At 29.1% G+C, this 23,046-nt stretch carries 20 protein-coding genes; 11 read left to right on the plus strand and 9 right to left on the minus strand.

The window, feature by feature from the left end; translation table 11 throughout:
- The first annotated feature begins 114 nt into the window (after window positions 1-114).
- Window positions 115-1,044, plus strand: a complete 930-nt coding sequence (locus B2217_RS05335) for a glutaminase (RefSeq protein ID WP_221856736.1) — start codon at window positions 115-117, stop codon at window positions 1,042-1,044.
- Here the strand turns inward: B2217_RS05335 and cmk are convergent.
- On the minus strand, window positions 1,034-1,720 hold the full coding sequence (gene cmk / locus B2217_RS05340; RefSeq protein ID WP_280046535.1) for a (d)CMP kinase: 687 nt from the start codon (window positions 1,718-1,720) through the stop codon (window positions 1,034-1,036). The genes B2217_RS05335 and cmk overlap by 11 nt on opposite strands.
- A 51-nt stretch (window positions 1,721-1,771) precedes the next feature.
- Window positions 1,772-2,797 (minus strand): type IX secretion system protein PorQ, encoded by a 1,026-nt coding sequence (gene porQ / locus B2217_RS05345; RefSeq protein WP_291046386.1) that lies wholly within the window; start codon window positions 2,795-2,797, stop codon window positions 1,772-1,774.
- 117 nt (window positions 2,798-2,914) lie between these two features.
- Between porQ and B2217_RS05350 the strand changes: the two genes are divergently transcribed.
- Window positions 2,915-5,143, plus strand: coding sequence for a DUF2339 domain-containing protein (locus B2217_RS05350; protein ID WP_291122181.1), 2,229 nt, complete (start codon window positions 2,915-2,917; stop codon window positions 5,141-5,143).
- A gap of 58 nt (window positions 5,144-5,201) precedes the next feature.
- Here the strand turns inward: B2217_RS05350 and B2217_RS05355 are convergent, their stop codons facing one another.
- On the minus strand, window positions 5,202-6,497 hold the full coding sequence (locus B2217_RS05355; protein ID WP_280046532.1) for a mechanosensitive ion channel family protein: 1,296 nt from the start codon (window positions 6,495-6,497) through the stop codon (window positions 5,202-5,204).
- 166 nt (window positions 6,498-6,663) lie between these two features.
- Between B2217_RS05355 and zupT the strand changes: the two genes are divergently transcribed.
- On the plus strand, window positions 6,664-7,446 hold the full coding sequence (gene zupT / locus B2217_RS05360; protein ID WP_280046531.1) for a zinc transporter ZupT: 783 nt from the start codon (window positions 6,664-6,666) through the stop codon (window positions 7,444-7,446).
- A gap of 55 nt (window positions 7,447-7,501) precedes the next feature.
- On the opposite strand, the gene B2217_RS05365 is transcribed toward zupT, so the two are convergent.
- Entirely contained in the window at window positions 7,502-8,785 is a 1,284-nt protein-coding gene (locus B2217_RS05365) for a glycosyltransferase family 2 protein (RefSeq protein WP_414647360.1), read from the minus strand.
- Between the two features lie 551 nt (window positions 8,786-9,336).
- Here B2217_RS05365 and B2217_RS05370 point away from each other — a divergent pair.
- Both B2217_RS05370 and B2217_RS05375 read left to right on the plus strand, forming a co-directional pair.
- Window positions 9,337-9,603: a hypothetical protein gene (locus tag B2217_RS05370; protein WP_280046528.1), complete on the plus strand. Its 267-nt coding sequence runs from the start codon at window positions 9,337-9,339 to the stop codon at window positions 9,601-9,603.
- A gap of 31 nt (window positions 9,604-9,634) precedes the next feature.
- Complete coding sequence (locus B2217_RS05375) at window positions 9,635-10,177, plus strand: DUF6046 domain-containing protein (RefSeq protein WP_280046527.1); 543 nt, start codon at window positions 9,635-9,637, stop codon at window positions 10,175-10,177.
- Window positions 10,178-10,451: 274 nt separating this feature from the next.
- On the opposite strand, the gene B2217_RS05380 is transcribed toward B2217_RS05375, so the two are convergent.
- Window positions 10,452-10,856: a hypothetical protein gene (locus B2217_RS05380; protein WP_280046498.1), complete on the minus strand. Its 405-nt coding sequence runs from the start codon at window positions 10,854-10,856 to the stop codon at window positions 10,452-10,454.
- A 124-nt stretch (window positions 10,857-10,980) separates the two neighbouring features.
- Here B2217_RS05380 and B2217_RS05385 point away from each other — a divergent pair, with 124 nt between their 5' ends.
- From B2217_RS05385 to B2217_RS05410, 6 genes are all read left to right on the plus strand, one after another.
- Window positions 10,981-11,760, plus strand: a complete 780-nt coding sequence (locus tag B2217_RS05385; protein WP_280046497.1) for a site-specific integrase — start codon at window positions 10,981-10,983, stop codon at window positions 11,758-11,760.
- Between the two features lie 2 nt (window positions 11,761-11,762).
- Window positions 11,763-12,935 (plus strand): hypothetical protein, encoded by a 1,173-nt coding sequence (locus B2217_RS05390; RefSeq protein WP_280046495.1) that lies wholly within the window; start codon window positions 11,763-11,765, stop codon window positions 12,933-12,935.
- Between the two features lie 105 nt (window positions 12,936-13,040).
- Window positions 13,041-13,334, plus strand: coding sequence for a helix-turn-helix domain-containing protein (locus B2217_RS05395; protein WP_280046494.1), 294 nt, complete (start codon window positions 13,041-13,043; stop codon window positions 13,332-13,334).
- Window positions 13,335-13,465: 131 nt separating this feature from the next.
- Window positions 13,466-14,719 (plus strand): primase-helicase family protein, encoded by a 1,254-nt coding sequence (locus tag B2217_RS05400; protein WP_280046492.1) that lies wholly within the window; start codon window positions 13,466-13,468, stop codon window positions 14,717-14,719.
- Window positions 14,720-14,916: 197 nt separating this feature from the next.
- On the plus strand, window positions 14,917-15,762 hold the full coding sequence (locus B2217_RS05405; RefSeq protein ID WP_280046491.1) for a toprim domain-containing protein: 846 nt from the start codon (window positions 14,917-14,919) through the stop codon (window positions 15,760-15,762).
- 249 nt (window positions 15,763-16,011) lie between these two features.
- Complete coding sequence (locus tag B2217_RS05410; protein ID WP_280046489.1) at window positions 16,012-16,587, plus strand: BfmA/BtgA family mobilization protein; 576 nt, start codon at window positions 16,012-16,014, stop codon at window positions 16,585-16,587.
- On the opposite strand, the gene B2217_RS05415 is transcribed toward B2217_RS05410, so the two are convergent.
- From B2217_RS05415 to B2217_RS05430, 4 genes are all read right to left on the minus strand, one after another.
- Window positions 16,584-17,078, minus strand: coding sequence for a hypothetical protein (locus B2217_RS05415; RefSeq protein ID WP_280046488.1), 495 nt, complete (start codon window positions 17,076-17,078; stop codon window positions 16,584-16,586). The genes B2217_RS05410 and B2217_RS05415 overlap by 4 nt on opposite strands.
- 598 nt (window positions 17,079-17,676) lie before the next feature.
- Window positions 17,677-18,717, minus strand: a complete 1,041-nt coding sequence (locus B2217_RS05420; RefSeq protein ID WP_280046487.1) for a phospholipase D-like domain-containing protein — start codon at window positions 18,715-18,717, stop codon at window positions 17,677-17,679.
- Between the two features lie 194 nt (window positions 18,718-18,911).
- Window positions 18,912-20,201: an McrC family protein gene (locus B2217_RS05425; protein ID WP_280046486.1), complete on the minus strand. Its 1,290-nt coding sequence runs from the start codon at window positions 20,199-20,201 to the stop codon at window positions 18,912-18,914.
- Window positions 20,198-22,891, minus strand: a complete 2,694-nt coding sequence (locus tag B2217_RS05430) for an McrB family protein (protein WP_291122182.1) — start codon at window positions 22,889-22,891, stop codon at window positions 20,198-20,200. Before B2217_RS05430 ends, B2217_RS05425 begins: the two co-directional genes overlap by 4 nt.
- Between the last annotated feature and the right edge of the window lie 155 nt (window positions 22,892-23,046).

The raw sequence follows: 23,046 nt of genomic DNA on the forward strand, positions 1-23,046 counted from the left end.
CTCGGGAGAAATTCCGTGAAACGGGATACATTTAATTAAAAAAATAAATAAACTTCTAATTTTGTTTAACGTGTAAAATAGATTTACATTCATACTATATATATAATATGCGCGATGATTTCGAAAGAAAAAGAATATTTTGAGATAATAAATAAGATTTACCTAAAAGTAATTGAAGAAGAGAATTTAGGTGAAACGGCTAACTATATACCAGAATTATCTAAAATAGATGGCGAGAAATTTGGAGTTTCTTTATTGTTTACGGATCAACTTCAATTTGGATTTGGTGATTGTGAAGAAAAATTCTCGATTCAAAGTATTTCAAAAGTGTTGCTTTTGGCTTTAGTTTATAGAGAAATTGGCGAGAAAATTTGGGAAAGAGTTGATGTAGAACCTTCGGGAACGCCTTTTAACTCATTGTTGCAATTAGAAACTGACAAAGGAATTCCTAGAAATCCATTTATTAATTCAGGTGCTTTAGTAGTTTGCGACATCTTAATTGATATTTGTGATGATCCGAAAGCATATTTTTTGGATTTTATTAAAAAGGTTTCTGGTAATTATTCTATTCAATATTCTGATAAAATTGCAAAAAGTGAATTTTCTACCGCTTATCGCAATGCAGCTTTGACAAATTTTATCAAATCCTTGGGCAACATTCATAATTCTCCTGATGAAGTTCTGGATTTGTATGTTTATATCTGTTCGATTGAAATGTCGTGTATGGAATTGAGTAAAACTTTCTCTTTTTTAGCAAATAAAGGAAAAAACTTGTTTGATGATTATCAAGTTTTGAACATTAGTCAAACAAAACGAATCAACGCTATTATGCAAACTTGCGGTTTCTATGATGAATCTGGCGAATTTGCTTTTCGAGTTGGATTACCAGGAAAAAGTGGTGTTGGCGGAGGAATTGTTGCAATTATGCCTAAATATTACATTGTTTCAGTTTGGAGTCCTAAACTAAACTTAAAAGGAAACTCTTATCGAGGAATGAAATTTCTGGAAGAATTTACAACCGCAACAGAGGATTCTATTTTTTAGAATTAATAATCTCCATCACTTTATTCACCGTTTCTTCCAAATTCATGTCCGAATTATCAACTTCGATTGCGTCATCAGCTTTACGAAGTGGAGAATATGCGCGATGAGAATCGATATAATCTCTTTCGTTCACATTTTTCAACACTTCATCCAAAGGAATATTTTTCCCTTGTTGTTGATATTCTAAAAAGCGACGTTGTGCACGAACTTCCGGTGAAGCTGTGACAAAAATTTTGATATCTGCATTAGGAAAAACAGTTGTCCCAATATCTCGACCGTCCATCACAATACCTCCTTTTTCTCCCATTTGCTGCTGAAGCGCTACACAATAATCGCGAACAGCAGGAATTTCAGAAATTGGACTAACCATTTTAGAAACTTCCATCGTACGAATATCTGCTTCCACATTTTCTCCATTCAAAAAGGTAAGATTCTTTTGAGTCGTAAGATCTTGTTGAAATTCTATCTTGATATCAGATAAATTGGTTATTAATGCTTGCTCATCAATTTTATTATCGACAATATACTGATGTTGAAACGCATACAAAGTCACAGCGCGATACATTGCACCACTATCAATATGTGTATAACCAAGATTTTTTGCAATAATTTTTGACATCGAACTTTTTCCTGTAGAAGAATATCCGTCGATTGCAATAATTAAATTTTCTTTCATCTATATAGAATTGAAGACAAAGATAAGATTTTATAGTTGTTTGAAAAGTTTTTATAACCAAGGATTACTTCTCCAATAATCTCGACCTTGAATAATTCGGTCTAAATTGAGAATCAAACCAAAGTGATTAGAACCTCCAGATTTGTGGTAATTCGCATGACTAAACTCAAATCGGAACGCATTTATACGGATTCCAAAACCATACGTTAAACCAGATAAAGAGCGAATTCCTTCGGCTGCTAATTCATTTCCACGTTTGAAATTATAACCTAAACGCATATTAAAATCTGATTCTGGAAATAATTCTGCTCCAACCGAAAGGTGATCAATCATTTTTCTTCCAGCAGAAACTTCTTGTCCGTTTTTATTATAAGGTTGGGAAATATCAAACTTCTGTAAATCGTGCAAAGAAAACGTAAATTCTAACGGAACATGTTCTAATCGATGAGAAATTCCCAAATTAACTTGCGTTGGCATGTCTTCTTTTTTGCCATTATACGTTTGAATTTGTTGACCGATATTGCGCACAACCAACGAAACATTGATATTTTTATCGAAATCGTGGTACGAAAGACCTATATCTCCAGCAATTGCCGAGGATTTATATGATTCTATTGTAGAATTAATGTATTTTAAATTTGCTCCTACTGTCCAATAATCGCCCAAAACACGTGCATAACCAACTGTAATTGCGGCATCATTTGCTTTGAAATTCCCTGTCACATTTCCATTTTCGTCAGTTCCAATTAATTTTCCGTAATCAACATATTGACCATGAACAGAAACAAAATTTTCTTGATCGATTTCATAAACCGTCGAAAATGTTCCGAAATCTACATCCGCAATATAATTGACGTAATTGATTCCAAATTGACCATGCATTTCTCGGTTCATCAAGGCCGGATTCCATAAAGCAGAATTGGGGTCAGCATCCCAAGAAGTTGCTGCATTTCCTCCCAAAGCCGCTTGACGTGGAGAAGTTGTAATGTTCAAAAACTCGTAAACACGCGTTCCATCTTGCGCAAAAATCGAAGTCGATAGCGCGATAAACAATAATGTACTTAGCTTTTTAAACATTTAGCAAAAATAAAGATTTTGTAGAATAACGAAAACAGAATGATTTTGGTATATGCAAAACAAAATTTTAGGCTTTCTGAAAAAAAGCTTAACTTCAATTTACCTAAAAAACACTTTATGGAATTTTTAATTGCCATTATTATATTCGTATTGATTGTTATTTTGTTTAATAAAGTTTCGAAACTAAAAAAACAAATTGATTATCAAGAAACTAAGCTAAAGCATTTGCAAGAGCAATTGGGTGCAAAAGAAATTAAAACTGAATCAAAACCAATTATTGAGCAACCTAAAATAGTTGAAGAGAAAAAAATTGAACCTCAACCAGAAGTTGTTTCCTATCATAAAATCGAAACGCCAAAACGTATTTTTGACGAAATTCCACCAAGACAAACAACTGAAAGCAGTTTTGATAAAAATCTCAACAATGCAATTGCATTTATCAAAGACAATTTCTTGACGATTTTCGGAATTGTAACCTTAGTTCTGGGAATTGCTTATTTCGTAAAATATGCAATTGATCAAAATTGGATCAACGAAACTTTCCGAGTAATGATTGGAATTGGAGTTGGTTTAGGAATTATTGGAATTGCTCATTTTATTCGGAAAAATTTTGAAATCTTTTCTTCCATCTTAATCGGTGGCGGATTAACCGTTTTATATTTCACCTTAACCATCGCCTTCCGAGAATATCATTTACTTTCTCAGAATACCACTTTTGGATTATTAACAATTGTAACGATTTTCTCTATCGTGATGGCAATGTTATATAATCGACAAGTTTTAGCCATTTTTTCGATTATTGGTGGTTTTACCGCTCCATTGATGATTAGTACAGGCGAAAGCAATTTTGTATTTCTGTTTGGTTATTTAACGATTCTAAACTTGAGTATGCTGTACATGGCTTGGCGAAAAGATTGGCAAGTTATTTCGTTTATCGCATTTGGCTTTACCTTTATATATAGTATCGCTTGGATCGACAATTCTAAAACCTCAACGCAATATCTTTTCTTTGGCTTGCTTTACGTTATTTTCACTATTACAAGTTTAATTAACTACATCAAAAAAGGAGAATTTTCGGTTTGGAATTGCCTTTTACTAATTTTCAATACCATTTTATCAACCATCTTAATTTCTTCGGTTTATTATTTTATTGTTGGAAATAACAATGGTTTAATAGCATTCTTATTTGGATTAGCAAACGCTTTCGGTGCATTTTACATCTACAAAACATCTAAAAATAATTTATTACAAAATACCTTAATCGGTTTGAGCATTACGCTTATCACAACTGCAATTGCATTACAATTTAAAGCAAATGTCGTTTCGATTTGTTTCGCGATTGAATCAACCTTGTTACTATTTCTTTGGAAAAAAAGTAAAGAAAACATTTTCAAAGTCTTTTTCATTGCCATGTTTCCTTTTTTATTGATTGCTTTATGCGTCAATTGGTTTGATTATATCGATACTGAAAAACATTTAGCCGTAATTTTCAATCACGTTTTCATCACAAGTTTTATTGCGTTGATTTGTTCTATTGCGAATATATATTTGATGAAAGATTTCGAAACCGAAGAACAATTTTTAGGTTTTAAGCTCAATCATTCCAAATTTATTTTCATCTCAACATCTCTTTTATTGATGTACACAGGAATTTTGTTCGAATTAATTTACCAAATCGAACCTTATTTCAACTTTATGATGATTGTAAGTTATGTATTGATTTATACATTATTCTTTATTGCTTTTGTTTTAGCGCTGCGCGAAAAACTAAACTTAGGAAATGCTTTGCAACTTATTTTACAAATTTCTGCAGCTTTCTGCATTCTATTTTTACCAATGTTTGCCGAAATTCCGTTGTTACCAAGCAAAACAAATTACAACATCGGTAGTTATTTTCTTTATTTGAGTTATCTCATTCCGACCGCTTACATTATTTATTTAGTTGTAAAAAGTAGCGATTTCCAAAGCTCCAAAGCAAAACAAATCATCAGCATGTTTGTCTTGGTTTATGTGATTAGTTTCGAGAAATACAATGGTTTTATGTTAATAACACTCGACGAAAGTTCATCTAATTTTTCGCATCAAGCCGATATTTTCCGAATGATATTATTGCCAATTATTTGGGCAGTTTTAGGATTTGTATTGATTTATTTCGGATTAAGAAAACAACTGAAAGGTTTTCCTATTGTTGGAATTATATTATTTGGATTGATTATTCTAAAATTATATTTCGTTGATGTTTGGGAAATGNNGCAATATTTTCAGAATAATATCTTTTATTGTTTTAGGAATTTTAATCTTATTAACTTCTTTTATGTATCAAAAACTAAAAAATTTGATGGTTAATTTGATGGAAAAACCGAGCGAAAACAAAGAAGCTGAACAATAATGTTCAGCTTCTTTGTTAATTATTTCTTTTCAATGCTTCAGCAATTACACGCATATCATCCGAAGAAGGTGACTCGAAAATCTCTAAATGAAAATATGGAACAACCGCAATAATATGATCGAAAATATCAGCCATAATCACTTCATATTCGTTCCAAACTGTTGTATTCGTAAACATAAATAGTTCAATTGGTAAACCGTGTTCGGTTGGTTGAAGTTGTCGAACCTCGAACATCAAATCTGTTCTAATTTTTGGACTATTATAGGTATATGTCTTGATATATTGTCGAAAAAGACCAATATTCGTCATTCGTCTTCCATTCGCCAAAATCGTTGGATCAACTTTATTCGATACATTATATTGATTGATTTCATTCGTTCTATCTACAATAAAATCATGTAACATTCGGATTTTTTTCAATTCTTCAATTTCATCTTCTGTCAAAAATCGAATCGAATTCATTTTAATATTTATTGAACGTTTAATGCGTCTTCCACCTGCATTTTGCATACCGCGATAATTACGAAACGAATCTGAAACTAAGGCATACGTCGGAATTGTTGTAATTGTTTTATCAAAATTCTGAACTTTTACCGTTCCTAAATTAATTTCGGTAACTGTTCCATCTGCGCCATATTTCGTCATCTCAATCCAATCACCCACGCGCACCATATCATTCATCGAAACCTGAATACTTGCCACAAAACCTAATATCGAATCTTTAAAAACCAACATCAAAACCGCCGAAGCCGCTCCCAAAGAAACCAAAAATGTAATAGGCGATTTCCCTGTCGCAATCGAAAAAATTAGGATTCCGCAAACAAAGAAAACTAAAATATTCATCACTTGCAGATAACTATCAATTGGTTTATCCGAAAAAGATTTATTACCTCGAAGAAAATCCCTGAACGATTTAAAAATTGCATTAAACAACAACCCAACAGCAATTACCAATGCAACATCTGTAATTTGCATCGCAATTTTGATCCAATTCGGAAATCCTTTGAAGATAAGCGGAATCGCTTCTTTGGCGACAATTACAGGAACAATATGTGTTGCAAATTGCAAAACTCTATTCTTGATCAATAAATCATCAATCTTGGTTTTACTTTTTGCAATAAAGTTGGTTAAAACGAGTAATAACACTTTTCGTAATAAAAAATCGATCGCATATAATATAATAACTAACAAAATTGACAGAACAATTGTTGTCATTATTGTAGTAGAATAACTCGATAATCCCAATTTGGCAATCATTTCGAGCATTGAGCGATACACATCGCTTTGAATATTTTCGTCTAAAAGTTCCATTTCAATAAAAACTNNAAACTAATGCAACAAAAATAAGTTTATCCTTTTCATAATTTACAACAACTGATAAATTACATTGAAATTTGTTGGTTTCTTAATTTATCTTGGTTCAAAACAATGAAAAGATTACATTTGTTAGATTAATCTAACTTATTTATTAAAATTAATGTTTTCAAACCCGTTGATATTTGCTTTTAGTTTAACCTTTCTTGCCGGAATTAGTACTGGAATTGGAAGTCTTTTATGTTTATTGTACAAAAAATTCAATCCAAAATTCTTAGGCGTAATGTTAGGAATTTCTGCTGGCGTAATGCTTTATGTCTCTTTTGTAGAAATTTTGACCAAAGCAAAATTATCTTTATCAACAGTTTTTGGAGAAAAATTAGGTTACACATATTCTTTATTGGGATTTTTTGCTGGAATTTTAATCATTATTTTGATCGATAAACTATTACCTCATCATCATTGCGAAGAAAATAAAACAGAAACAAACGATCAGAAATTATTACGTTTGGGATTATTTTCAGCTTTAGCTTTATCAATTCATAATTTTCCTGAAGGATTAGCAACTTTTTTGTCCGCTTTAGAAAATCCAACTTACGGAATTTCTATTGCATCAGCTATTGCTATTCATAATATTCCAGAAGGAATTGCCGTTGCTATTCCAATCTATTACGCTACAAAGAATAGAAAAAAAGCATTTCTATACTCTTTTTTATCAGGATTAACAGAACCTATTGGCGCATTAATTGGCTATTTTGTATTGTTACAATTTTTTGATGAATCAATTTTCGGAGCAATCTTCGCGAGTGTCGCAGGTATGATGGTTTATATTTCGATTAATGAATTAATTCCGACCGCTAATGAATACGCTGGAAAAAAATTATCAACTTACGGAATTGTAATCGGAATGTTTGTAATGGCGGTTAGTCTTGTACTTTTTATGTAAAAACAAAAAAACTTCCCAATGAGAGAAGTTTTTGTATGAATTAATATTTAAAATTTTAAGTTGTCTGAGGTAATTCTCTCGTTAGCCAACCACTTCTTCCTGCTGTTACAATAGCATAAGGCGTAATCCAAAAAAGCGTGAACATATAGAAAATACTGTAAACGTATGCTAATAAAGCTTCGTTAAAATTATATTTTTTCGCATAAAAAATCATCTGAATACTTGAAAAAACTAAAACACCAGACAATGTACTTGTGATGAATAAAATTGGATGTGTTGCAACAAAAAAGATTAAAATTAAAAATAATGGAATTGCCATGATTAATTTTATCCATTGCATCATCAGAATTATACGAGTTCCTGCTGTAGAACCTTCTCTAAAGTTGGTGAAAGCAAATTTTGTCATCATAATATTCTCACGAACATTACTTCTCTCCCAACGAATAAACATTTTGTATAAATTCTTATAACGCTCTGGAGTATTGGTATAAACCATTGCATTTTTCTGAAAATAGACATGTTTACCTTGCTTCAAAATCATATTTGTCAAAGCTCTATCCTCACCGATTGTACTTGGTTGCCCTAAAAAAGATTGATTTATCCATTCTTCCAAACAATTATGTACAACATCTTTTCTGTAAGCCGCTAACGCTCCAGGTGTACAAAACACAGAACCTAACGCACTTTGAGCAGATCGAACAAACTCAAAACTGAATGTAAAACTAACACTCAACATTTTTGGAATCAAACCTTTTTCTTTATTCAATACACGAACATTACCAGCGACAGCACCACAATTTTCGTTCACTACAAAAGGACTTACCAAGTTTCTAAGCGTAGATTCATCAACAATAGAATCACTATCAACCGTCACAAAAACATCACCTTTTCCAATTTTGAAACCTTTATATAATGCATGACGTTTTCCCATATTTTTTAGCTGTTGAAAAAGTGTAACGCGATCGCCTAAAACTTTCTTCGCTTCAAGAAGCCATTTCCATGTATCATCTTTACTCCCATCATCAACGGCTAAAATCTCTAATTTTTCGGGTGGATAATTACTATCAGCCAAACTCAACAAAGTATCATATACTAATTTTCCTTCATTATATGCCGGAACAATAATGGTACAAGTTGGTAAATCTGCATCAGCAACATTTTTGACCGGTTTATATTTTATGAATAAATAGCCTAAATAAAAAAGAAAGGAAGTTTTAACAATAAGAAGTGCCAATCCAAGGCTATAAATAATAACACCCCACCAGGTAGATAATTTTGTGCTGTGCCATTGTAGAAATTCATTTTGGTAAATAAACAAAAAAAGAATAGAAGTTAGCATAATCACAAAAGTTGTAGCAATAACTAGATAATCTTTCTTTGTAAGGCAGTTTTTAGAAATTCTCTCTATGAATTTATTTCGTAAAGACTTTTTTTCTTGTTCATCCGATCGAATAACCTTTAACACTGTCTTATGCTCCGTGGTGGATAACAAAGTCGTGTTTGCCAGATTGTTTTTTGAATCTATAGTAGTCATCTGAGTAATTTTAAAGTTTTAATTAAAAACTGAGTAAAATGACAACTACTATGCCACCTAACGTTAATATAAAACTCAAGAAGTTAAATCTTTATTAAAAATTAAATACTTATAAACGACTGATTCTTAATAAAATTTCAATATGTATTCTAATTAAAAATTAGACGTATAGTATGTTACATTTTAATCTGATTTCTTAATAAAAACAAAAAAACTTCCCGAAAAGAGAAGTAATTTTGAGAAATGATATAAATTAACACATGAGGATTTTGTTACTGCAAATGTATGCAGCAAATAAAACTCAAAGCTTAACAGAATATCAATAGATTGTTAAGCGAAGATTAAATAGAAAGATTATGAAAAATATAGTTTTACTTTTTTGCTTTACTATAATTTATAGTTGTTCGTCGTCTTCAGATTTTCACAACATAAATGATCTTATTGAAGATGGAAAGTATTGTGCAAATATCAAGGTTAAAACGAATAAGTCAACAAAGACATATCAATTAACCATAACAACGAAGAATAATTATTTGCATAAAATTGATTGGTCAAATGGTGGATGGCTGGATAATACACATTACAAACTTCCTGAGTTTTATGAAAACGAAGCTACTTTTTAACAAAATTAATCAACTCAATTTTAATTAAATTATGGAATTTCCAATAAAAATACAGACATCAAACAGCGAACAATTCGCCCGTACTAATGCCGTAAATATGGCATTCCGATTTGGTGTAAATACAAATAAGCCCCTTTCTGTTTCCGAAGTTGTAGGACAAAACGGAAACCCCGATTTTAATTCTAAAGCCTATTACGGAACTCCTATAAGAGATAATATATTATTAAAATGCACCGAAACGCAAAAAGATAAATCTAATAAAACAATCGAGTTTGAACTAAAGGACTGTATTTTGACAGTAAACCGCCCTAAAGTAATTGTAACAACCCCTATTACTGGAATGGACGGCACAGTAAAAGAAATGGTTTCACACGATGATTTTCAAATTACTTTAGATGTTGGTTTAGATAATTATTTAGGGAATGAAGATAATGAGAGTAGATTTGTTTACCCTAAAGATAAAGTAGAAAAATTTATAGAACTTTTAGAAATGAAAGAATCTATAAATATAGCGTCTGACTTTTTGCAAATGTTTAAAATTAGTTCAGTTGTTGTAAAAGAATACAGACGATAAAGAAAAGTTTATAGTACCTATTGAGTTTGATAGCTATTCCGATTTAAGTTGGACAATTAAAAACATTACAAATGTTTGTATGAATTACCTTTATGCAAAAGAGGAAAATATGTTATTAACAGATGATTTATTCGATGTTATTAAATTACTGGAAATCCAAAGACAATTAATACCAGTTGCAGAAATGGAACTATTAGACAAATTGCGAGAAAAAATATAATTTCAAAAACAAACCTCATCTTTCAAATCGAAATGATGAGGTTTATTTTAGTTTTTAATCTTTTATCGAAATATCATTGCCGTATTTTTCAACTACTTTATTAACTGAATCTTCATTAAGGTTTCCGTTTTCGTCAACAATATTGTTTATATAAAATATTTTAACTAAATCTTTTCTTGATTCCCTACTTTCAATTGTTTTATCAAATCCTAAAAATTTAACCTTATCATAGGTATACCTCGTGTCTCTTGGGACTTTATAAACAGTAATAAAAATAATTTCCTCATTATTCAAATTTTTTATTGAACAAGTATCACTAAACGCACCGCAATTCTCGAATTTCAAATATTCTTTATCATTAACATAGGCTATATCTTTTTTAATTTTTACATTTTGTCCATATGAGTTTATAGAAATGATTAAGAAAAAAAAGATTGTTTTAATTAAATTATTATTCATATTAAAAGTTTTATTATTAACTCAAGTTTTATTAAAATATTATTTAAATAAATTTATTTATCAAAAATAATAAAATTTAAAATTGTTTGATGTTTAAACCTTTTTTTAAAAAACGGTTTAAAATATGAGTTTTGAAACTATTGATATTCATTTTTTCGAACGAATTAGGGATTATGCTTTTGAAATAAAGAAAAGTCTAAACAATACTTTCAGTAAACATATTGATATTTTCAAAACCTTTATGCGTTGGGCAGAAGAAAGAGATTATCATAAAAATACCTCTTTCAAAAAGTTCAAAACAACAGAAAATGAAATCGAGGTAATTTATCTAACGAAAGACGAACTATTTCATTTATTAAATTTCGAATTTGAAAAAACAAAGCATTCTCATGTAAGAGATGTTTATTGTTTTTCTTGCTTCACAGGTTTGAGATTCTCTGATGCTTATAATTTAAATAGGGCTAACATTCTTGAAGACCATATTAAATTGAACATTCAAAAAACAAAAACAATCGATCACATTGTTCCATTGAATCAATTTGCAAAACAAATTTTAGAGCGATACGAAAACACCATTTATTACCCGTTACCTGTAATATCATCTCAAAAATTCAATGAATACATTAAGGAAGCTTGTGAAATTGCACAAATTAACACACCTGTTTCTATTACAAGATATTCTGGTCAAAAAAGGATTGATGATATTGTCCCAAAACATAAATTAATCACAAGTCATACTGCACGAAAAACCTTTGTTACCAATTCTGTAATTATGGGAATGAACATTTCTGTATTGAAAAAAATAACAGGACATAAAAAAGAAGAAAGCTTTAGAAAATATGTAAATATTTCTGAGGAATTAAAGAAAAACGAAATGGAGAACACTTGGGATAAAATAAAATAATTATGGCTACATTTTACTACAAACTAATCACAAACTCCCTTTTCTGCAATAAGAAAAGATTAATCATTGCATATATTTTATTTTTCATAGCATTCTTGATTTTGCTATTTATTGGCGGAAAAGAGATAGAGAACAAAATTGTTTTACTAATTTTTATGTCCACTTGCATATTTGGGGCTTATAAAACATATAAAATAAATGATTTTAATTATTTGACTTACAATTTAGATTCAAAATCATATGATTACTATTCGTTGGAGAAGAATAAAATCTGTTATCACGAAACGTTTAACAAACTAATATCAGACAAAATCAATAGCAATGAATTAGAAATCGAATCAAATAAAAAAATTGATAACTTTCTATTGAGCTTCAATAATGAATTCATTTCAAAATTAAAAGAGAACATTACTTTTGAAAGGTTTAATGATTATTTTATTAACTCGAAAGGGAACAGAACTACAGGACAATTATTCTATACAATATATAGAAGTAGTTTAATTAAAATCGTAAAAGATTTCCTTATCAACACTAATAAACTTGAAGATGTTTCAAATGAAACTATATCAAGATTCATTCACGAACTTACAAACCTAGAGAACTTAAATTTTGATTCAGATAAAGGCTTACATTATGACGATAAATTTGTTATTAATTTTTTAGAAGATATTAAAAAACAAGAGTCAATAAATGAAATAGAACATCAAAAATCAATATTAAAGGAGATAAAACAAATTGAATTAAAACGTATTTCAAAAACTCAGTTTTATGAGATTTTAGAAAATATCTCTATTAAAGTTTTAAACGTTAAATTAACTAATGATAACAAAGAAGAACTTAAGTCATTTGTAGGAAATTTATTTACAACAAATATTGAATGTGATTTTAGTTATAATTCAAATATTACTAAATTAAATTTTATTAATTCCGAAAACTCAAAGCTTTTCATTATGTCTATGAGATACTTACAAGACAAAACAATGATTAATTTATTTAATATTGATTTGATAAGGACTCTAGATTTAATTATAAAAAATGATTCAATAGTCACTGATTCTAACAAAAGAATAAGTACTATAAAATCAATCACTTACCAAAAACTCACACCAAAACTAACTAAAAACGTTGATAACATCTTAACGAAATTCAAAAAACAAACACACGTAAATAACTAAACAACAATTCTTTATATTTACGAAATTAATTAGTAAAAACGTGAACAACAATTAGTTTTAAGTTTGACATATCGAAATCAAAGTATAATTTAAATACGATTAAATATGTCAAACTTATTGTACACACATTCAAAGAAAGATTTAGAAGCTATTGTAGAAATAGTTATTGAACGATTAAGAAAAATAGATATTTCTGAAACCACAAAGGACATTCCAGATGATGACAGACTTACTCAAAAAGAAGCTGCAAGACTACTTAATATTAGTGTTGTTACGCTTATTGATTGGAAAAAGAAAGGACTTGTTCCGTTTTATCAAGTTCAACGATCAATTTTTTACAGCAAAAAAGAATTAATTGAAATTGCTCAGAAGAATAGAAATCTATTTAATAAAAAATGAAACTCAAATGCTTTGAAATAAAAAAGAGTTTAATCCCACATTAAACTCTCATTTATACAAATAACCTACGTTATGTTTTGCTATAATCCTATGGCAAAAATAAGACATAACATTTAATCAAACAATTTATTATGAACTTAGATTCTGCCGAATTTATTCGAGTGGGCACGTCATATTTTGCTATAATTGAACGTCCTACAATCTCAAAAGACACTGAGAAAATCATGATTTCTTGGAACAAAGAAACCATTGTAAATGATCTTGGTAAAGATTATATATCCACGATCAAAAAGTATTACGGATTTTGCTGTATTCCTCAACACATCAATTATGAGCGTGAAATTGGAGATTTCTATAATATTTACCATCCTTTAGATTATGATATCGAAATTGAATCAGAAATCGATTTACAAGAATTACAATCAAAGATTCCTTATACTTTTCAATATATCAAACATATATTCGGAGAGCAATATTTATTAGGTTTAGACTATCTGAAAATCTTACTAGAGAATCCAACACAAATTCTTCCTGTTCTTGTATTAGTTTCCTCAGAGCGTGAGACAGGAAAAAGTACATTTCTGAAATGGCTTCGAAAAATTTTCTCTTTCAATGCCACTTTTATTAATGCAGATTCGTTTATAAACAACTTCAATTCGGATTTAAATGGTAAACTTTTAGTTTTGGTTGATGAAATTATTACAGATAATCAACAAGTAACAGAACGTATTAAATTCCTTAGTACAGCAGATCGAAACAAGATTGAAAGCAAAGGAAAAGATAAAGAAGAAGTCGAATCATTCTACAAATTTGTAATGACTTCCAACTTTGAAAAGAACTTTATCAAAATCGATAAGAAAGAAACTCGATTTTGGGTTCGAAAAATCCCTTCAATTATTAAAAATCCTGAGTTTGATAAACATTTATACAAGGAAATTCCTTTCTTTTTAAACTATTTGATTCGAATTTCATATTCAACTCCGAAACAAACTCGTATGTGGTTTACTCCAGAGCAAATTCGTACAAAAGCATTGGCAAGATTAATGGATTTTGAAAATGAAGAAGCTAAAAGTAAAGTATATGATGTTTTATATGAAATTCAAGAAAACTTCAATACAGATGAAATATTAATTGCTCCTATGGATTTTCAGTCAATTTCAAAAAAGATCCATGGACGAAATGCAATAGCTCCAAAAGAAGCTCGAAACATTCTAAAAGGTTTTGGTTTAACTCCTACCGATAATACATATAAATATGAAGGATTTGAACTTTTACCACATGGTGAATTCGTAAAAATTGACCGATTAGGAAGATACTATAAAATTATTTTCAGCGAAATACGTCATTTTTTTGATGAGAGTGATGAGAGTCTTATAATTAATTAAATATCAATAAAATACTCTCATCAAACTTCTCATCAACCCGTCATCAAATTTTAGTTTGATGAGAGGTTTTTTTAAACGATGACAAAATTTGATGAATGATGACAAGTTGATGACAACATAAGTAATTGTATATCTTATAAATAAATTATATTCTCATCAAATATCAAAAATTTTGTAAAATCTTAACTGCACAGGAAATGAATTGTAAAACTATAAATGAAAAAATAAGAATGATTGATTATTTAGCTCAAAAAGACATTTATCCAATAAGTAGTAAACAGAATATTTTTTGGTTTTTAAGTCCATTCAGAAATGAAAAAACAGCTTCATTTAAAGTTGATAATTCAACTAATCGTTTTTATGATTTTGGAGAAGGTTCTGGAGGAACTTTAATTGATTTAATTTCCAAACTTGAAAAACTTTCTATTAAAGAAATCATTCAAAAATTCAACGATAATTCTTTTTCTTTTCAAAAGCAAAATGATTTTCAATTTGAAAAAGATCAAACAAAAAATGAATATGAAATTTTAGAATTGAAAGAAATTTCATCGTTTCCTTTGATTCAGTATTTGGAAGAAAGAAAATTGCCTTTGGAAATTGTAAAACGATATTGTAAAGAAATTCATTACAAATTAAAAGATAAAAAATATTACGCAATAGCCTTTCCAAATAATCAAAATGGATTCGAAATTCGAAACAAATATGTAAAAATGTGTTTGGTTAAAAAAGATATTTCTTTGATTAAAAATAATCAAAATCAACTTAAAATTTTTGAAAGTTGGAGCGATTTTATCAGTTATCTTTTTTTATTTCCAGAGCAAATAAATTCTGATTTTCTAATTCTAAATTCTATCGCTTTACTTCGAAAGAATATAGAATTGATAAATAAATATGAAACTATTCAGACTTATTTAGATCATGATAACGCGGGAAAATCTGCAACAAAATTTTTAGAAACGGAATTAAAAAATAAAGTAAAAGATGATTCAAATTTCTATAAAACCTATAAAGATTTGAATGAATTCATTATAAAATCGTATTGAAAGAAGTTTATTAATAATTGCTTATGAATATAAGCAAGAGGGTACTGCGACAAATCGCAATACTTATATAAACTCCTGTAATATAGCATTTTAAAAATGAATTATTTCTTACGGAATGGATAATAAATTATTTAAAACAATAATAATCAACATATTATAATTAATTATAATGGATAACTACTAATTACTTTTATGGATAATAGTTATCAAAATTTACATACTTAACCTTTTTATATAAAGACTTTAGAAATGGATAATAAGAAAAATGCTCCAAAATCGTATAAGAATCTTAAAATTTCAGAAAATGTAAAAGTTCTTTTAGAAAGAACAAAAAGAAGATTTAATACAAATACTTATGATGAGTTAATTGTATCAATGTGTGAGTTTTTTAAACAAAACAACATAACTCCTTCAACAAAAATTGAAAAAAATTTGAATGATAATATTATTAAATTAACTTCAAAATTTGAAGCAAGAGATAAATCTTTAAGAAGTTTTATAGGACGAATAGAAAGTGAATTCTTAAAAAAAATGAATTTAAATCTTCATAAATTATTGCTCTTACATGAAGAAGAATTTAAACAAAAAATTCTTGAAGAAAGTAGTGAAACAAATTCAAAAAACGATGATAAGAAACTCGAAGCTTTACAAAATCAAATAAAAAGATTGAACGTGATAATCTCAGAAAAAACTACCGAAATACAAGATTCTAATAATAAATATCATTCACTATATAAACGATTTCAGATTAAAAAATCAACCTTTGGAGAAGCTAAATATATCATCGAATTATCAAAATCGGAATATGAAAATTTAACAAATTAATGTAACACCATTTTTTTGAATTGACTTATCAACGTTTTTTCGTACCAATCTTTCGTAATATATTGCATTTGGTAGACTTGGAATTCTTCAAAGTCTAATAGGTCTAGAAGAAATATCTCAAATAAAGGATGAGTTTGTTTATCAGTATAGACATTTTTATATAATTCAGAAATAACTGTGTTATGTGATTCTTGATTAATTTTAAAATTCATCAACATTGCTAAGTTGAACTCGTATTTCAAAGGTATAAATTGTAAGATAGAGAATTTTTCATCTTCGGACAATTCATTCAAAAGCCTATTATTTAAGTAGTCAAAAAACGGATTAGTATCTTCTACTTGAAAGAACTCTATTAACCTATCAGAAATAGAAGTCATCATAAAACCTTCTATAATTTCAAATTTAGGAGTGTCAAATTTATCAAACAGAAATAAATTGATTATTGACCTTAAAGCTTTATTCTTTGCAAGTTTTGTTGAATCGTTTTCCATGCTAATGAAGATAAAAAAGCGCGAAACTACAATCAATCCGTTACAGAGGTACTCGGATACCCTAAACCCAGAAAGACCTTCGCCCGCGCCATATATAGACATGGGCGTAAGCCTATCGAAGATTTTAGGTTTAAAGAAGATTCCGAGTTTTCTGTAACCAAATTCCGACAGCTTACGCGTACGTAATTATTATTTTAATGATGTAAATATAACTATTTAGAAAATTATGATATACGAGAATATAAAAATTGATCAAAAAAAAAAGAGAAACTTTCAATTCCCTCTTAATCCGCTGTTTTTTTTCAAGCCGTTATAATAGAACCAGTTTTAGGAACGTTGATTAATTTATTTAACCTAAAACGAATCAATAACAGAAAAATATCACAAGCAAATAAACATGTAGTGATGTCAAGTTTACCCTACAACTTGAAGAAATACCTGCGCTTTACTAAAACAAATTCATTTTGGACTTAAAATATTTATTTTAAGCTATCCAAATTTTATAGTTCAATAGTAATTTAAAATAATAAACCTCCTTAAAATCGCTTTTAAAGAGGCTGTTTTTTTATACTATTTATATTATTGTTCGTTACCCTTGTTATCTGCAATTTAGATTATAAATTTTTTCTACAATGCTATCATTAATAAATGGCTCAAAATTATTAATCCAAATGTAATCTTCAATTATTAGATTAATATCTGAACTTATTATTTTTTCTAATTGTTTTTTAGTAAATGTTGTTTCAAATTTATTTGTATAATATTTTTTTAATGCATTTTCATTCTTATCTGCTAAATCCATTAATGAATCAAAGTCTATTTCATCAATGGATTTAACTTCTTTACGTTCAGTTTGATAATTAAAGTTCTTTATTTCATTTAGTATAAAAGATGTGATAAGTTCTTTATTAATTGGAAGTTCAAATTCTTGGTTATATTCAGAATTTTGATCTTCAATTGTAATTTTATTATTTTTCTTTCGCTTAATGTAATTATTTAATTTTTTGTGATATTTAAAGGTAGGATTAAAAATTATTCCTGGTTGATATATAATTTCATCATACAAACCATTTGGATAAGTAAAACAATGTCCTATTAGAATCTTATCTTCAATTTTGTTTAATAATTGTTTTGAGAAACGGTAGTAAGTAGAAATTATTCTATTAGCAAAATCAAAGTTTTTAATGAGTAGTTGTATATTTTCATCAACGTAGTTTTCATTAGTTAAAAATGAAAATGTTCGAAGATAAAATTTGGCCATCTTTTTATTTTGAGCTACTACAATATTTTCAAGATTTCTTTTTGCTTTATTCGTAAAATTATAAGAACCAGTTATAATAATAGACTTATCAATTATAGCTACCTTGTTATGGTTAAATTTTTTTATTTTAAGTTTTTCAATAATAATTCCTATTTCTGAAAATATTGATTTATAAGTGTCAAAAAAATATTTCTGATTGATCTCATTATCATCTACGAGAATTTTAATTTCTATTGAATTGTTTATTCTTTTAATTCTAATTAATTCTTCAATGATATTTTTATTGGTAAACCAAGCAACTGAAATGAAAATTGATTTCTTTGCTTTTAAAATATTGTCAATAATAACTTTTTCTATGTTTGTCAGGTATGCTTGCATAAATTGCAGATAACTTTTCTGTACTTTGCGAAAAATCGAAGACTAAAGTTTCGATTCAGACGGCACGTAGCAAAAGCAAATTTTATTGGCTTTTGCGGATTACGAAGCCTAAAATTTTCTATTTAGACTTAACCTCGCCATTTTACAAAACCTTTGTTAGGGGTTCGGGATTTTTCTGTCTATCGTTTTACTTTTCATATTGTCGAAGTCGTTGTTTTTTCAATTTCAAGCCATTCGTTAAATGCGTCATAAATATTCTTTTGCCAAATTCTAATTTTTGGTTCAACTGCAAGAGATAAAACACTACATTCTTTGTCTAATTCTTTATTTGTGGTCGGATCTAAAAATATTCCTGATGATTTTGAATTGTCTGTACTTGGATAAATTAAAGCAACTCGTTTAGCTAAAAAATATTCGTGATAAACATACATTTGTCTCAAATCGTCTGACGAAGGATTGTAACCATTCAAGTTTTTCCATTTCGTGTCTAAAACAATACAGTTGTCCGTATTTTTATTGATTACAATGTCAGGTTTTATTTTTGAACGATTACCTGTCTCTGGTTTCCAAAAATATTTAGATATCTGAGCTGTGATTGTTGTGTCAATAGATTTGTGCTTTCTCAAACTTACAAATACAAATTGTTCCCAAAGTTTGTTCATATCAAACATTAATGCCAAAATATTATTTCTGCCATTTCTAACATCAGGATGATATTGAAGTAATAATAATTTTGATACTTCTATTGCATTTTTGTATGTCTGTATTTTTCTATTGAAAGTTATTTTTTCAAAAGTCGTTTCACTTACTTTAATGTCTGGCATTTCAGGAAAATGTAACAACAACGCACCAATACGACTATGCAATTGGTTATTTGTGTTTATCTGTTTGAGAAGTTTTAATGTCTTGAAAATGATAAAATGTAATTTATGTTCAACATCGTATGTCGTGTAGCTTACATAAAATCTTTCTTGATGTATTATATTTTGCTGAATGTGTTTGCCAAATTGGATACTACCTTTCAAAGCCGAAACGTTTCCTTCTTTTTTGCGATACTGTTTTACAAGTCCATTATGCAGAAGATATTCAACTTCTTTAATTAAAATCTCAAAATATAAATCTAATATAGAGTTATGTTTTACTTTAAGAGAACTGCTACTTGGGGCGTGGATTTCAAAAATTCCAACAGCAAAAAGCATATCAATTAAAATATCACGCCATTTCTTTTTCTCATCTGCACCTTTTTGAGAATTGTCAGCTTTTGGCAATACTTCAATTATAGTTTCGCCAATTTGAATTACTCCAACATATTCATTAAACCTAACGCCATTATGAATTAATGAATAATAGGGAACTCCATTTTCACCAAAATATGATTGCAATACCTTTAGCATTGAACCATTAAACTCAATGCCGTCAATTACTTGATTAAGTTTAACGGATTGATGTTCAAATACGGTTATGTGTTTGTTTTTGAAGCTCATTTATTCAATAAAGCATTAAGAGCATTTGCAAAAACTATTTCGTCCATTTTACCGATGTCTTTAATTCTAAAAATATTTCTTTCTGTAAAATCTGAAGCATCATATTCGGAAAAGTCAGCGAAAATATTTTCGTCATTTTCTATTGGATCGAAGAACCCTTTACCAATGATTAAACCGATTTTTCCATAATCGCCAAAGAAATATTCTTGCAACAACGGAACGATTTTATTTTTAAATACAGATTTTAAATCTGTAAAGTTTGCAACTGATATAAAATAACTATGACCAATTTGGTGGTCTTTATCCAGCAATTTTTCAATTCGTCTGTTGATAGTGTTTAGCAAGAAATCCAATTCAATGTTTTCTAAAACGCCATTTTCCAATTTACCTTCTTGTTTAATTAATTCAGGTTTTGGTGGCATTTCTTCAAAACTAAAACGCCTTCTTAAAGCTGTGTCTAACGCTTCCACGCTTCGGTCTGCTGTGTTCATTGTGCCGATAATAAAGAGGTTTGGCGGAACGCCAAATTTTTCTTTACTATATGGCAATGTAACTTCTAACGCTTCATCTTTCCCTAATCGTTTATCATCTTCAATCAACGTAATCAACTCTCCGAAAATTTGAGAAACGTTACCACGATTAATTTCATCAATGATTAAAACAAACGGTTTACCGTTTTTATTGACATAATCAGATTTAGTAAGTGAAGAAACAACTTCTTTTTTGTCGCTGAATGTGTATGTTCTTGTTTCTTTATTTGTTGACTGTGTACGTTTTTCTTTTCTTATTGCATTCAAAACTGACCAATAAGCCGAAGAATTACTTCCTCCAATTACTTCACGAAATTGGTCATTTATGTTACTTACATCGTCAAGGTTTTTAATTGCCGATTGTAATTTTGTCAATCTTGCTTTAGAAACGGTGTAAGTCCTTGTTCCATCGTGGTGTTTTATTACAAAATTTCCTTTTTGAGAAATGCTGTCAACTAATACAGTTCCACCCGTTTTTGTGTCTAATTCTACTTGTTCTCCTTTTAATAATTTTTCTTCAACACTTTCTGCAAATGTGTCGTAAAGAATAGAAAAGTCTAAAACTTCTTCGGTCGTTTTGTTTTCTCTTAATTGGGCAATCGCAAAAGAAGCCTCAATACAGAGATTTCTAAAAATTCCGTATTCTATTTGATAACTAATTGGGTCGCCTTCTTTTTCGGGTTCTATGGGTTTTATACCTTCAATAAAATCTTCATAATTCATACTTTGATGAAAAGTAGTAAACACAATTTGTTCTTCTTTCATCAATCGGTCAAATTCCTTTTTTATTTCACTCCGTGACTGACTTAAATCAAAAGAAGGATTAGCTATTCCAATCGCTTTATTGATTGTGTTGTACGTTTTGCCCGTACCTGGTGGACCAAACAGAATTTGATTTAAGGTTGAAGCCATATTGGTGTTTGATATTATTTCTGTGATGTTTTCTGGATTTATTTTTTCGTATTCAAATTCTGTTTGAAAAAACGGAATGAATATCTTTTTGTTTGCATTAGCAATTTCGTTTTTAGGGATTACAATACAAGTAGAGTTGTCATTTGGTGTCCACCATTTTTTTTCGTCTTGATATGAACCTTCTTTTTCAGCTTCTGCGACAATTTCATATGAACGTTGCAACCAACCATCATCACCTAAATCGCCAAACTCACACTCTTCTATATTGCTTGTTATTCTTCCAATTACTTCAAGATTACTATTTCCTCTGCATAGATAAAAATAGTCGCCTATTTTCATTTGATTGGCAAATGTATCGCCTTGTGTTTGATAAGAAGTTCCTTTGGCTGGTGTATCCCTGTGAACAATTACCAAATTGTTTTCAATTAGATAGTTGAATGCTTCTTCATTAATATCCTTACCACTCATTGAAACCTTAAAAACGGTTTCATTTGTATTTAATTTGATTTTAGAGTTTGAGATTGTTGGTGAATTTTTATAAACCAACTTATTGTATAGAAAATCATAGTACGAAAAGAATGTTTTGAATTTGTAAACGCCATTTTCAGAGGTTGTTTTAATAACTTCTTGAACTCTGGTAACGTTGTTAGACCTTTTACTTTTTCTTTTTACAGCTTGATTTAGTTCTAAAACTTCTTGAAGCGAAAGTCCTTGAACGCTAATTGAAACATTTTGAAAAGGAATTAAACCCGTTGTTGATTGTAGTTGTATATTGTCAAATGTATCGTTTGAATTGATTAGAACAATTCTGTCGTTCGGTTTAAGAATAGGTTTTAATTCTTCATACTTTTCAGTATTTGCAAGAATGTAATAACTAACAAAACGCTTTGCGTTGGCATCGCTTATAAGTTTTGAAATGTCTATTTGTTGTGGGTGAATAAAGGGCTGAAAGTTAGCTTTTACTCTTGAAATTTGTTCGGGATAAATTTCGTGTAATTGTAAAAATTGGTCATTAGAGCAAAATACTTCCTGAATATTTGAACAAAGAATGCTTTGTCTTGGGTTGATTTGTGTAACAGTTCCAATTAATAATTTGTTTGCTGCGATAAAAATTGCATTGTCGTTAAGTTGTAATTGTCCGTAAACATTAGTCCACCTACTTTCTATTCCATCTTCCCAAAGAACTGTCTTGTTTATTGAGTTGTATTGTTCAAGTTTACTAATTCTTGTCAGAAAGGTATTTGCCATTTTTCTTTTTCTTTATTTGTTGAATTGTCTTTGGTGTGCTGTCTTTTAGCCTGACCGCTAACGTTTCGGGTCTTGGCGTCTGTGGCGGAAATTGAAGCGAAAAATTTCAATTTTAGCGACACTGTAAGCAAAAAGCCAATTCATTGAATAAATTT

This window comes from Empedobacter sp. UBA7620, assembly GCF_002484185.1.
GTDB classification, from domain to species: Bacteria; Bacteroidota; Bacteroidia; order Flavobacteriales; family Weeksellaceae; genus Empedobacter; species Empedobacter falsenii_C.